We start from the raw sequence: 13,376 nt of genomic DNA, 5'->3' as shown, positions 1-13,376 counted from the left end.
TATTAAACCAAAATAATCTTTTTTTCTAATAAAGAACGATCCAAAGCTAAAAATAAAGCTTTACGAAAACGCATATCATTTATGAAAAAATTAGTCTTTTGTTTTTGTTGTTTTACAATTTCATCATCTTTATCATCAATATTTTCTTGATTAAAAAAAATATAAATAGAATTAGTGGTAGTTGTTTTACCTAAACAATGTTTAAGTTTTTCTTCATTAATTTTTTGGATATCTTTTATATTTTCAATAATGATTTCATTAATTTGACCTTCGTTAAATAAATCATATTTGTCTTTTGGAGAAACAGTTTTTTTTATAAATAATATTTTTTAAAAAATATTCATCTTTTTTATCAAAAAATTCGTTTTTTTCAAATATCCAATCATTTTGGAAATTATAACTTTCTTTAAGAAAATAAGGACCATAAGATACAAAAGAAAATTCAATGATTCCATAATTGGTTTTATCTATCTCATGAAATGGATAAGTTTGTTCGAAAATATCAATAGGTAATAAAGTTAAATTATTCAATAAAACAATAATAGAATATAAATCTTGTTGTTCTTGATAAGACAAAATAAAATCAAATTTTTAATTAACATCAGCATAACATTCTGTTTCTAATAATAATTTAATATTTGAAGGCAAAAAATCTTGTTGTTCATCTCTATATAATATTTTCATTATTTCTTTATGTTTTTCTAAAGAATATTTAACTACTGAATTATTAATTTCTGTTCAATTCGTAAATTGTAAATTATTTCTTAACTTAAAACGCCATTGACGAGATTTTATATTATTTAACTTATAAAAATTGTCATAACTTGTAATATCATATAATTTACCATGTTTATCTTGAGAAAAATTTTCTAATAAACCTAAATTATATTGAGGCTTTAAATAAGGTTTTAAATCATTTTCTTTTAAAACTTTACTAAAATATCCTTCAAAATCAACTTTACCTTCTTTTATGGATTCAACCCAATTAGTTTTTAATATAACAAAATTTTCTTTCATTAAGGAAATCATTTCTTTTTGTAAATCCATTAAATAAGTAAAAAATTTTAAATCACTAATTTATTCAAATTAAAAAATTAATTTATTATAAGATTTATCCAATTCTAGTAAATTTATATTATTATTTATATTATTATTTATATTTAGAAAAGTTGTTCTTATAAAATAAACTAATAAACTATACATAAAAATCATTCTGATAATCAATAATATTCCAAAAAAAATTATTAAAATCTTTTTATTTTTTATAAACATTTTTATATATTATATAACCTTTCTTTTTTTATATTTATTTTATTATGACATAAAAAAAACAAATTAAATGTTTTTTAAAATTAAAAAAATGAATAAAATTTTGTAATAATACATAAAATTATAAATATTTTAATTCTTTAAAACTAAAAAAAACAAGCAAAAAGTATTATCAAAACGATTATAAAGGGATTATTTTACTTTTAATTTTGGTATTTTTTGTAACCTATTAATTAATTTCAAAGTTCTAAATTATTTTTGTTTTTTAAAAAATCTTTAAATAAGTTTTTTCTTAACATTCAATTAATTTATAAAAAAGTTTTTATAAAAGATAGGAAATTATTTTTTAAGTATTTAAAACAAAAAAAGACTAACTTAATAGTTAGTCTTAAAGAGTTTTTAAAAAGTAAAAAGTGTCTCTAAATTTTTAGAACACCACAGTAATTTCTAAATTAAAATAAAATATTTAAGAAATATAATTAATAGTAATGAATTTTTATATCTTTACTATTTAATATTAAAACTATTAAGACAAAAATTTTTAGATCAATAATTATTATTAAAAATTTTGAAAAATCTAATATAAAAATTAATTTTATCTCTTCTACTTATTTTAAAATAATTTTTAAAAAAAAAATTAATAAAATTATATTTTTTTTGTTAAAATTAAAAATTAAAAAGTTTTTGAACATTTTTAGTAGTTTGTTTCGATACTTCTTGTAAAGATATGTTTCTTAATTTTGCAATTTTTTCAGCAATTATTTTAATATTTGCTGGTTCATTTCTTTGTTGATTAAAAGGACTAGGAGTTAAATAAGGACAATCTGTTTCTAATATAATTTTTTCTAAAGGAATTGATTTTACAATTTCATGTGTAATTATAGATTGTTTATAAGTAACAACACCACCAATTCCAACATAAAACCCTAATTCTAAAGCTTTTTTGGATTCTTGTAAATTAGATACTAAACAATGAAAAACTCCTGTTATTTTTTCTTTATATGGATACAACATTTCATAAACTTCTAAAAAAGCATCTCGAGCATGCAAAATCAAAGGTAATTTATATTTTAATGCTAATTCAATATGAATTTTAAAAATATTTTTTTGTTCTAATAAGTTATCTTTTCTATAGTGTAAATCTAAACCAGTTTCACCTATAGCTATAACTTTCGAATTTTTTAAATATTTTTCTAATTTATTAGGATCTTCATTTTGATAATAACAAGGGTGAATGCCTATAGTTGATTTAATATTATCAAATTTTTCAGCTATTTGAATTGATTTTTGATTACTTTTGTCATCCATACCAACAACAATAATTTTTTTAACATCGTTTTTTAAAGCTCTTGTAATTACAACTTCTAAATCATTATCATAAACTGATTGATTTAAATGAGCATGAGTATCTATTAACATATTATTTATAACCTTTGTTAATTTAATTTTTTTAATAAATTTTTAAAAAAATAAATGTTTTTATATTATTTTAAAGTTAAGAAACAAAATATTAATATTTTTTTTAAATTATTATAATATTTTATTATTTTATTTATATTTAAATAATAGATAAATATAATATATTTTTACATATGTATAGGTTTATCTATAGCTCCTAAATAAGTTTCAAGTATTAATTCAGATAAAGTTGGATGAGGGTGAATAGCATTTGCTAATTCATGAGCAGTTCCCTCTAATTCCATAGCAACAGAAATTTCACTAATTAATTCAGTAGCATTATAAGCATAAATATGCATGCCTAAAATATCTAAATTTTGTTTGCCAACTATCAATTTAGCAAAACCTTCTGTTTCCCCATCAGCTAAAGATTTACCTATAGAAGTTATAGGTAATTTGGATATTTTATAATCTATACCTTTTATTTTAACTTCTTGTTCTGTTAATCCAATTGTGGCAATTTCTGGAAAAGAATAAACACAAGAAGGAATACGATTATAATTTATTCCATTTGCATTTTCTTCTTTTCCTAAAGCATGATTTACTGCAATTATACCTTCATGACTTGCTACATGTGCTAACATATACTTACCATTAACATCTCCAATAGCATAAACATCGGGTAAAGAAGTTCTTAAAAAATTATCAGTTACTATAGATTTTTTTTCAATATTTAAGTTAAGTTTTTCTAATCCTGATAAATTTGATTTAAAACCTGTAGCTATTAAAATAGTATCGGATATTAATTCTTGATTTTGATTATTATATGAATAAAAAATTTTATTATCTTTTATGGACATTACTTCTACGTTATTGAAAATTTCTATACCATCATTTTTTAGTTTTTTATAACAACTTTTAATAATATCTTGATCCATACTATTTAAAATATTAGATTGTCTTTCTAAAATAATAATTTCAGAACCAAAAGCTTTAAAAATAGTTGCAAATTCAATAGCAATTACTCCACCACCAATAATAACTATTTTTTTAGGTAAATCTTCTAATTCTAATAATTCTTTACTAGTTTTAACAATACCCTTTTCATAAGATTCTTTAAGACCTTCAATCGGAGGTATAAAAGTACTAGCTCCAGTAGATATAATTAATTTTTTAGTATTGATTATAAAATCATTCCCAATTTTAATTGTTTTAGATGTTAGAGCTTCCCCAAAATCATAAAATAAATCAACTTTATTTTTTTTTAACAAAAAATCTATTCCATATGTTAATTTTTTAACAACTTGATTTTTTCGTAATAAAATATCTTTCCAATTAAAACTTACATCACCCTGAATTTTTAATCCATAATAAGAAGAATCTTTTATTTCTTTAAAAACTTTAGCACTTTTAAAATAAGTTTTAGTAGGTATACAACCATAATTAAGACAAACGCCACCAATTTTATGTTTCTCTACTAATGCTACTTTCGCCCCTAACTGGCTAGCTTTTATAGCTGCTACATAACCACCAGGACCACCACCAATAACTACAACATCATAATTTTTCATACTTTAAACGTCCTTTTTAAAATAATAAAATAATAATAAAATTAAGAAAGATTATTTAAAATTTCTTGAAATCTTTTTAAAAATCTTCCTCCGTCTGCTCCATCAATAATTCTATGATCAATAGTTAAAGATAAAGGTAACATATTAGCAATTATTATCTTTTCTTGTTCAACTATTGGTTTTTTAATTATTTTACCAATACCTAAAATTGCTGTTTCTGGATAATTTATAATAGGAGTTCCATACATTAAATCAATAGCACCAAAATTAGTAATTGTAAAAGTTCCATTTTTTAATTTTTCTATAGAAACTTTTTTTTCTCTTGTTTCTTTAGCTATTATTTCTAATTCTTTTGCTAATTCTAAAATATTCATTTTATCAGCATTTTTAATATTAGGAACTATTAAACCATTTTCAGTGTCAACAGCAATTCCTAAATTAATATTTTTATGAATAATCATTTCATCTTTCAATTCATTAAAACTAGAATTAAAAATTGGAAATTCTTTTAAAACAATAACAACCGCTTTCATAATAAAAGCTAAGTAAGTTAATTTAATATTTTTAGAATATGCTTCAATTTTTAATTTTTCTCTAAATACTATTAAATTATCAATATTAATTTCATTTAATAAAGTAGTAGGAACAGTAGCATTTTTTGAAATTTTCATTTGTTCTGAAATAGTTTTTCTTAAACGAGTAATTTTAATAAATTCAGTATCAGAAGAACTATTAAAATCAAAGTTTTTAAATAATGTTTGTTCTTCTTTTTCTTTTATATTTTGTGTTTTTGTTGATAAAGTGGAATGTTTTAAATTTTCATTTTGATATTTTTCAACATCTTCTTTTAAAATTTTACCATTAATTCCACTACCATTAACATTATTTAAATCTATCCCTAACTTCTTAGCCATAGAGCGTACTAAAGGAGTAGTTAAAATTTTTTTTTCACTTAAATTATTAATTTCGTTTGAAATATGATTATCATCAAATGTTTCTATAATTTGAGAAGAATTTTCTAAATCTCCAACTACTCCTGCATCATCTTCTTTGTCTTCATATTGCGATTCATTTTCATTAGATACTTTCATATTCAAATTAGTTTTTTCATTAATTTTATCACTTATTACAGCTATAGTATCCCCAACATAAATCATCTGACCTTCTTTAACTTGTAATTTAGTAATAAAACCGTTTATTGGAGCTGATACGTCTGAATTCACTTTATCTGTTTCTACAGTAACTAAAATATCACCTTCTTTAACTTTATCACCAATTTTAAAATATACTTTTAAAACAGTTCCTTCTTCAATACCTTCGCCAACATCAGCGAATTTTAATTCAAAAATATTTAATTCAGACATATTTTGCTTTTATCTCCTTAATTTATTTTTAATTTTTTAAAATTCAAAAACTTTTTTAATTGCTTCAGCAATACGAATAGGATTTAAAAATTGATGTTTTTCGCCTCTAGCTAAAGGAAAAATAATATCATGTCCTGTAACTCTAGATGGAGCAGCTTGTAAATATTCAAAAGCTTTTTCATTAATTAAAGTAATTAATTCGCCTGCCGGACCATAAGTTTTACAAGCTTCATGTGCAACTAAAAATCTACCAGTTTTTTTCACTGAATTAACAATAGTTTCTCGATCAATTGGATTTATAGTTCGCAAATCAATTATTTCTATAGAAAAATTTTCTTGTTCTAATAATTTAATAGCCGTTTCTACCTCTCTTACTATAGAACCCCAAGCTACAACAGTAATATCATTACCTCGTTTCACTATTTTAGCTTTACCAATTGGTATTTCATAATATTCTTCTGGAACTTCTTGTTTACCTGAACGATAAATTCTTTTTGGTTCGAAATAAATTACTGGATCTGGATCTTTAACAGCAGATAATAGTAAACCTTTAGCATCATAAGGAGTTGAAGGAAAAACTATTTTTAATCCTGGAATAGAACCATAAATAGTTTCTAAAGATTCAGAATGATGTTCTAATGCTTTAATACCTCCACCAACAGGTATTCTTAAAACCATAGGTACAGTTCTAGTTCCGCGTGTACGATTTCTCATTCTAGCAGCATGAGAAAATAAATCTTGTAAACCAATATAAGAAAAACCATCAAATTGTATTTCTGCAATAGGTATTAAACCATTAATGGACATACCTATAGAACTTCCGACAATAGAAGATTCAGATATTGGTGTATCAAAAACACGTTCTTCGCCATATTTATTTTGTAATCCTGCAGTTACTCTAAACACACCGCCTAACTTAGCTACATCTTGTCCAAAAACAACTGTTTTAGGATTATTTTTTAAACAAATATCTAAAGCATTATTAATAGATTGTAATAAATTCATTAAAGCCATTATTTTTTATCTCCTTTTAATAAGAAAGATTTTGATAAGTTTGACAATAAAGATACATATTCTTCATATTGTTCTTTTAACTGTGGTGTCATCTCTGCATAAATATTTTCAAAAACTTCAATAGGTTTTACTTTATCACCGTCAATAGAAATTTCTTGATGTACTTTTGTTACATAATTATTTGTTTGAATTGCTATTTGTTCAATATCTTTTTGTGTTAAAATTTTTTTATTTAATAAATATTTTTCAAAACGTAAAATTGGATCTTTTTTACTCCATAATAATTCTTCTTCTTTTGTACGATATAATGTAGTATTATCATTAGTTGTATGAGCTCCCACACGATAAGTATAAAATTCAATCAAAGAAGAACCACCGCCTTTTCTAGCTTTATTAACAGCTTCTTTAACCGCTGTATAAACAGCTAAAACATCATTACCATCAATTTGAATGCCTGGAATACCAAAAGCATAACATTTTTGTGCTAAAGTTGCTGCGTTTGAAGCAATTTTTCTTGGCGTTGAAATAGCATATTGATTATTTTGAATTAAAACTACTAAAGGTGCTTTAAAAGTAGCAGCATAATTTAATCCTGCAAAAAATTCTTCATGAGATGATCCTCCATCACCAATAGTAGCAACAACAACTTCATCTTTTTTTTGTATCTTACTTGCTAAAGCTAGACCAGCTCCTATATTAATACCAGAACCAATAATAATATTTACTGGTAGAATACGAGTTTCTGGTTTCATTTTTGAACCTTTTTCATTTCCGTACCAATATAAATAAATGTTTTTTAATGGAACACCTTTATATAAATAAAAACCTATATCACGAAAATAAGGAGAAACCCAATCTTGCTTTTCTAAAGTAGCAGCTGCAGCAACTTGACAAGCTTCTTGACCAATATTCAGAACATAAGTTAACATTCTTCCTTGTCTTTGATATTGGAAAGCTTTTATATCTGCAACTCTTTCTAGTATCATTGTTTTATATATTTTCAATAATATTTTTTCAGATATTTTAGGTTCTAATTCTGGTTTAATTAATTTACCTTTTTCATTTAAAATTTGTAACCTTTTTTTTTTTAAAGGATCATATTCTTTAAATAAATCATATTTTTTAAATAACATTTAAAAATTCCTCAACCTTTTTAAATTTAATCTTTAATTATATAAAAAAAATAAAAAAAATTTTAAAATTAGAAATAATCATAACTATTCTTAATTTAAATTTATTAAATATTTCCTCCAAACCTATAATTTCCAAACCTATAATTATTTACAAAAATAAATATATTTATTTATTAGTATAATACATAATAATAATAATATGATAATTAATTTTAAAAGATAATTTTAATAATACTAAAAATAATACTAAAAATACGTTTTATAAATAAAAATAACAACTATAATTTTACTTTTATTTTTGAATTTGTCAAAAACAATAATTATTTTGTTTTTATTATTACAAATACTAAAAATAATATTATTATAAACAATAATATTTTGTATAATATTTAAATAAACTAATTCTTAATACTATGTTACATAATTTTAATGTATATTTAAATCAAATAAATAAAAACTAATAAAAAAGATTTTATATAAAAATTTTTTATAACTCATATTAATAATAACATGTTAATTTAAAAATTTTATATAAAAAATTAAAAATAAATTTTTTCATATTTTTATTAAATTAATATTTATTTTTTAACCAATCATTGAATAAATTTTAATATTTTTATTTTTTATTATTTTCAATTTAAATTATTTAATAATTAAAATTTGTAAATATTTTTTTATATAGTTAAAAATAAACTAAGAAAATAAAATTAAAATCAAAAATTTTAATAATTTTTAAAAAATTATTTTGTAATTTTTTGTAATTAATTTATTTAATTTATAAATTTTAAGAAATTTTAAATTAATAAAATATTTTAAAAAAACAAACGGAATGAGTTGAATTTATATGATTAAATTAGAAAATATTTCAAAAACATTTTATATTAAAAAAAAACCTTTTAAAATATTAAAAAAAATTAATTTAGAAGTTAAAAAAAATGAAATTTTTGGATTAGTAGGAAATACAGGTTGCGGAAAAACTACTTTATTAAGAATCATGAGTGGTTTTATTCAACCAGATGAAAATAATGTTATAAGAAAATTTGATCGTTTAGAAAGTTCAATGGTTTTCCAAAATTTTAATCTTTTAAATAATTTAAATGTTTTTGAAAATGCAGCTTTATCTTTAAAGTTAAGAAATTTTTCTAAACAAAAAATTATTTCTAAAATAAATAATTTATTAGAATATGTTAAATTAAAAAAATTAAAAAATGCTTATCCTAATCAAATTTCTGGTGGTCAAAAACAAAAAATATCTATAATTAGAGCTTTATCCATACAACCGAAAATTATTTTTTGTGACGAACCAACTTCAAATTTGGATAATTATGATAGTTATGAAATTTTAAAATTAATTAAAGAAATTAATAATAATTTTAAAACTACTATTATTCTAGTTTCACATAATATTTCTATTATTAAAAATTTATGTCACAGAGTAGCTATTTTAGAAAAAGGAAAAATAATCAAAGAAATAAATTTAAAAAATAAATTAAAAGATTTAAAATTTATTTCTTATGAAAAAGCATTCGAATAACTTTTGAAAAAAACTTTATAAAATAGCAAAATAAACATTTATTCATAAATATACTAAATTTAAATATTAATAATTAACATAATATTGTAAATTTTATGTATTTATGTCTAATCAAAAAAATTTTTTTTAATCAAGCAAAAAATATTAAAATAATGTTTATTCTTAATAAAAATTAAAATAAAAATTTCCCTAATTGAATTTCTAACCAAATTTATAAAAATTATATAATATTATTTCAGTAAATTTAAATTAAAAATAAAAAAACTTACATAAATTTTAAAAAATTAAAAAATAATAATTAAAATCAACTTAAAAAATGGATATCTTAATCGGTTCTTAAAAATATTAATTTTTTTATATTTAATTTTATATAATTTTTATAGAATAAGTAATATATAAGTAATATAAAAATTAAAAAATATTTATATAAATAATAAGATATTATTATAAAAACATCTCAAAGTTTATTTTTAAAAAAATAAAAATTTAATGTATAATTATTTTATTCAAACTAATTGAAAAAAAATATGAATTTTTTGTATTTTTTTGTATTTGTATTTTAAATCAATTTCACTTTTAGGAGAATTTTTACATGATAGTTTTTTTAAAAGATTTATTTAATAATCCATTATTTTATGAAAATAAAAAAATTTTTTTAAAAGGTTGGATTAAAAATTGTCGTTTTCAAAAAAAATTATTTTTTATTGATTTTAATGATGGAACATTTATTAATGATTTACAAATTGTTTGTAAAAAAGATAAAAATTTTTTTCTTGAAAAAATTAAAAAAGATTTACAAATAGGAGCATCTATAGAAATTAAAGGTTTTTTAGTTAAAAATTTTAAAATCAATGATATTTTTGAATTAGAAGCAGAAAAAATTAATATTTTAGGTTCTAGTTCTTTTGAATATTTAATTCAACCTAAAAATCACTCAAAATCTTTTCTAAGAAAAATTCCTCATTTAAGATTAAGAACTAAACTTTTTGGTTCTATTTTTCGTATCAGAAGTGCTGTTTTTTTAGCTATACATGAATTTTTCAAAAACGAAAATTTTTTATTAACTAACACTCCTATTATTACTGTTAATGATGGAGAAGGAGCAGGAGAATTATTTCAAATAACTACTTTTGATTTAGAAAAATTAGTTTTAACAAAAAATAAAAAAATCGACTATCATAAAGATTTTTTCGGCAAAAAAACTTTTTTAAGTGTAACTGGACAATTAGAATTAGAAGCTTTAGCAACATCTTTAAATAAAGTTTATAGTTTTGGTCCTATTTTTAGAGCTGATAAATCTAACACTATTAAACATGTTGCAGAATTTTGGATGTTAGAAGTTGAAATGGCTTTTTATGATTTAGAAAAAAATATGGAAATTATCGAAAAAATGTTAAAAAAAGTAGTTAAATCTTGTTTATTAACAAATAAAAATGATTTTGAATTTTTAGATAAAAACGAATCTCCTGGTTTAATTAAAAAATTAAATAAATTTATTGAATTGAAATCATTTCCAAAAATTAAATATAAAGAAGCTATGGAAATTTTAATTAAAAGTGGTGTTGATTTTGAATTTAAACCTTTTCAAGGTAGTGATTTTTACACCGAACATGAAAAATATTTAACTGAAATTTATTTTAAAAGTCCTGTTTTTATTATTGATTGGCCAAAAGAAATCAAAGCTTTTTATATGAAAATTAATCCAGATGGAAAAACAGTTGCTTGTGTAGATCTTTTAGTTCCTTTTGTTGGCGAATTAGTTGGTGGTTCACAAAGGGAAGAAAATTTAGAAACTTTAAAAAATATAATGAAAGAATTAAATATCTCTTCACAAAATTTAGAATGGTATTTAGATTTGCGTCGTTTTGGTAGTTGTATACATTCTGGATTTGGTTTAGGATTCGAAAGATTATTAATGTATTTAACTGGAATTGAAAACATTAGAGATGTTATTGCTTTTCCTATTAGTAAAAAAAATATTAATCTTTAAAGACATAATTTAATTTTTTAATTACTAATTATTTTTTAAAAATTTAAAAATTTAATTAAAAGTTAAAGGAAAAATATTCATATATGAGTATTATATTGAAAAAAGTTTCTAAAAATTTTATTGATTCAAAGAAAAAAATAAATTATGCCGTTAATAATATTGAAATGAATATTAAAAAAGGTAGTTTAGTAACTATTTTAGGACCTTCTGGTTGTGGAAAATCTACTACTCTTTTTATGATTGCTGGTTTAACTAGTGTGAGTTCTGGAAAGATATTTTTTGATGAAAAAGATGTTACTAATTTACCACCAGAAAAAAGAGGTGTAGGGTTAGTTTTTCAAAATTATTCTTTATATCCTCATATGACAGCTCGACAAAATATTATATTTCCTTTAGAAAATTTAAAAAAAACTAAAGATTATATCAAACAAAAAATACAAGAAATTTCTAAATTATTAAAAATAGAAGAACAATTAGATAAGAAACCTTCTGAACTTTCAGGTGGACAACAACAAAGAATAGCAATTGCTAGAGCTTTAGTAAAAGAACCAGAAGTTTTATTAATGGATGAACCTTTTTCGAATTTAGATGTAAAATTTAGATTGATTATGAGAGAAGAAATAAGAAGAATACAAAGAAAAACAGGTATTACTATTATATTAGTTACTCACGATCAAGAAGAAGCTATGAGTATTAGTGATGAAATTTATTTAATTAATCAAGGTCAAATTCAACAAAAAGGTATTCCACAAGAAGTTTATATGCAACCTAAAAATTTATTTGTAGCAGAATTTTTAGGTATTCCAGCTATTTCTGTTTTTAACGGTGAAATAAATAATGGACAAATTAAGATTGGTGAAGTTATTATTTTTAATGTTCCAGAATTAAAAAAAATTAAAAAAGAAGTTTATATTGGAATTAGACCAGAAGGATATAATTTAAATTCTAAAGGTATTTTAGAAATAAGAGCTTTATATTTTGAAAATATTGGTAGAGAATTAATTTTATTAGCATTCCATAGCGAATGTTTAAACCAAACTTTTCGTATAATCTTTTATAAAATTAAAAAAGAATTTTTAAATTTTAACAATAATCAAAAAAATTTTTTAAAATTTGATATAAAAAAAGAAAAATGTTTTATTTTTGATAAAAATAACGGTCAAAGGATTTTTTAATTATGTTATTTTTTAATAATCAAAAAAAATATAAACATTTTTTATATCTAACACCAGCAATATTTATTTTAACTATTTTTATTTTTTACCCTTTGATAAAAACTTTTATTATTTCTTTTAGTGTTGATTATAATAAATTTTCAGATAGTTTTAATGGATTTAATTTTGGATTTAAAAATTATAAAAAAGTTTTTCAAGATCCATATTTTGTTCAAAGTCTTACAAATACTTTATTATTAGTTTTTATTTCTGTTCCTTTGTCTATGATTATTTCTTTAGTTATTGCTTTATTTTTAAATTCTGTTTACAATAAAATATTAAAAGAGTTTTTAAAAACTATTTTTTTCCTCCCTTTTTTAATGAATAAAGTTATTATGGGAATTGTTTTTTCTTTTCTTTTTTATCATAGCTATGGTTTTTTTAATAAACCTGATGGCTTAATTGATGTTTTTTTAAACAAAATTTTAAAAATAGAAGGCGGTTGGTTAAATCCTTCTTCTAGTTGGAACAGAAAGTTTTTTGTTTTAATTTGTTATATTATTTGGACTAGTCTTCCTTTTAAAATTTTTATTTTTACTGTAGGTTTACAAAATATTGATAAAAATTATTATAAAGCTGCTAAAATTGATGGTGCTTCTAGATTAAAAATTTTATTTAAAATCACTATACCTTTATTATCACCCGTTTTTTTTTATCAATTAATTGTTTCCATTTTGCAAACTTTTAAAGAATATGATTCTGTTGTTGGTCTATTTGGCGAAAATAATAGTTCAGTTCAAACCATGACTTTTTATATTTATAAACAATTACAAAACCATCATTTAGATTCTTATGCTAAAGGTTCAGCAGCGTCAATAATATTATTTTTTATTTCAGCAATATTTACTTTAATTAGTTTTTACTTTTTTAAGAAAAAAATGAAATAGGA

The 13,376-nt window shown here is 20.8% G+C and carries 11 protein-coding genes; 4 read left to right on the top strand and 7 right to left on the bottom strand.

The window, feature by feature from the left end:
• Positions 1–282 precede the first annotated feature (282 nt).
• The 7 genes from V9D86_RS00470 to pdhA all read right to left on the bottom strand — a co-directional run bounded on the left by V9D86_RS00470 (position 283) and on the right by pdhA (position 7,749).
• Complete coding sequence (locus tag V9D86_RS00470; protein ID WP_334330844.1) at positions 283–576, bottom strand: hypothetical protein; 294 nt, start codon at positions 574–576, stop codon at positions 283–285.
• Positions 577–738: 162 nt separating this feature from the next.
• The gene (locus tag V9D86_RS00465) at positions 739–1,017 is read right to left on the bottom strand and encodes a hypothetical protein (protein WP_367951845.1); all 279 of its coding nucleotides are present in this window, start codon (positions 1,015–1,017) and stop codon (positions 739–741) included.
• Positions 1,018–1,935: 918 nt separating this feature from the next.
• Positions 1,936–2,688, bottom strand: a complete 753-nt coding sequence (locus V9D86_RS00460) for a TatD family hydrolase (protein ID WP_334330842.1) — start codon at positions 2,686–2,688, stop codon at positions 1,936–1,938.
• 167 nt (positions 2,689–2,855) lie between these two features.
• The gene (gene lpdA, locus V9D86_RS00455; protein ID WP_334330841.1) at positions 2,856–4,238 is read right to left on the bottom strand and encodes a dihydrolipoyl dehydrogenase; all 1,383 of its coding nucleotides are present in this window, start codon (positions 4,236–4,238) and stop codon (positions 2,856–2,858) included.
• A gap of 41 nt (positions 4,239–4,279) precedes the next feature.
• On the bottom strand, positions 4,280–5,602 hold the full coding sequence (locus V9D86_RS00450; protein ID WP_334330840.1) for a dihydrolipoamide acetyltransferase family protein: 1,323 nt from the start codon (positions 5,600–5,602) through the stop codon (positions 4,280–4,282).
• Between the two features lie 36 nt (positions 5,603–5,638).
• Entirely contained in the window at positions 5,639–6,616 is a 978-nt protein-coding gene (locus tag V9D86_RS00445; RefSeq protein WP_334330839.1) for an alpha-ketoacid dehydrogenase subunit beta, read from the bottom strand.
• On the bottom strand, positions 6,616–7,749 hold the full coding sequence (pdhA, locus tag V9D86_RS00440) for a pyruvate dehydrogenase (acetyl-transferring) E1 component subunit alpha (protein WP_334330838.1): 1,134 nt from the start codon (positions 7,747–7,749) through the stop codon (positions 6,616–6,618). Before pdhA ends, V9D86_RS00445 begins: the two co-directional genes overlap by 1 nt.
• A gap of 844 nt (positions 7,750–8,593) precedes the next feature.
• Between pdhA and V9D86_RS00435 the strand changes: the two genes are divergently transcribed.
• The 4 genes from V9D86_RS00435 to V9D86_RS00420 all read left to right on the top strand — a co-directional run bounded on the left by V9D86_RS00435 (position 8,594) and on the right by V9D86_RS00420 (position 13,374).
• Positions 8,594–9,283 carry an ATP-binding cassette domain-containing protein gene (locus tag V9D86_RS00435; protein ID WP_334330837.1) on the top strand — a complete coding sequence of 230 codons (690 nt, stop codon included), beginning with the start codon at positions 8,594–8,596 and terminating at the stop codon, positions 9,281–9,283.
• A 592-nt stretch (positions 9,284–9,875) separates the two neighbouring features.
• Positions 9,876–11,273 (top strand): asparagine--tRNA ligase, encoded by a 1,398-nt coding sequence (gene asnS / locus V9D86_RS00430; protein ID WP_334330836.1) that lies wholly within the window; start codon positions 9,876–9,878, stop codon positions 11,271–11,273.
• A gap of 83 nt (positions 11,274–11,356) precedes the next feature.
• Complete coding sequence (locus V9D86_RS00425; protein ID WP_334330835.1) at positions 11,357–12,448, top strand: ABC transporter ATP-binding protein; 1,092 nt, start codon at positions 11,357–11,359, stop codon at positions 12,446–12,448.
• Positions 12,449–12,450: 2 nt separating this feature from the next.
• Positions 12,451–13,374 carry a carbohydrate ABC transporter permease gene (locus tag V9D86_RS00420; RefSeq protein WP_334330834.1) on the top strand — a complete coding sequence of 308 codons (924 nt, stop codon included), beginning with the start codon at positions 12,451–12,453 and terminating at the stop codon, positions 13,372–13,374.
• The last annotated feature ends 2 nt before the right edge of the window (positions 13,375–13,376 follow it).

The sequence above is a fragment of the Candidatus Phytoplasma prunorum genome (assembly GCF_036924415.2).
Taxonomy (GTDB): domain Bacteria; phylum Bacillota_I; class Bacilli_A; order Acholeplasmatales; family Acholeplasmataceae; genus Phytoplasma; species Phytoplasma prunorum.
The sequence above is the reverse complement of the archived record's forward strand: the minus strand, read 5'-3'. Positions and strand labels throughout refer to the sequence as shown.

What these genes read in the sequence shown, in the direction of transcription:
- V9D86_RS00465 (WP_367951845.1), bottom strand. Translation starts at nt 1,017, where the DNA reads ATGAAAGAAAATTTTGTTATATTAAAAACTAATTGGGTTGAATCCATA.
- V9D86_RS00460 (WP_334330842.1), bottom strand. Translation starts at nt 2,688, where the DNA reads ATGTTAATAGATACTCATGCTCATTTAAATCAATCAGTTTATGATAAT.
- lpdA (WP_334330841.1), bottom strand. Translation starts at nt 4,238, where the DNA reads ATGAAAAATTATGATGTTGTAGTTATTGGTGGTGGTCCTGGTGGTTAT.
- V9D86_RS00450 (WP_334330840.1), bottom strand. Translation starts at nt 5,602, where the DNA reads ATGTCTGAATTAAATATTTTTGAATTAAAATTCGCTGATGTTGGCGAA.
- V9D86_RS00445 (WP_334330839.1), bottom strand. Translation starts at nt 6,616, where the DNA reads ATGGCTTTAATGAATTTATTACAATCTATTAATAATGCTTTAGATATT.
- pdhA (WP_334330838.1), bottom strand. Translation starts at nt 7,749, where the DNA reads ATGTTATTTAAAAAATATGATTTATTTAAAGAATATGATCCTTTAAAA.
- V9D86_RS00435 (WP_334330837.1), top strand. Translation starts at nt 8,594, where the DNA reads ATGATTAAATTAGAAAATATTTCAAAAACATTTTATATTAAAAAAAAA.
- asnS (WP_334330836.1), top strand. Translation starts at nt 9,876, where the DNA reads ATGATAGTTTTTTTAAAAGATTTATTTAATAATCCATTATTTTATGAA.
- V9D86_RS00425 (WP_334330835.1), top strand. Translation starts at nt 11,357, where the DNA reads ATGAGTATTATATTGAAAAAAGTTTCTAAAAATTTTATTGATTCAAAG.
- V9D86_RS00420 (WP_334330834.1), top strand. Translation starts at nt 12,451, where the DNA reads ATGTTATTTTTTAATAATCAAAAAAAATATAAACATTTTTTATATCTA.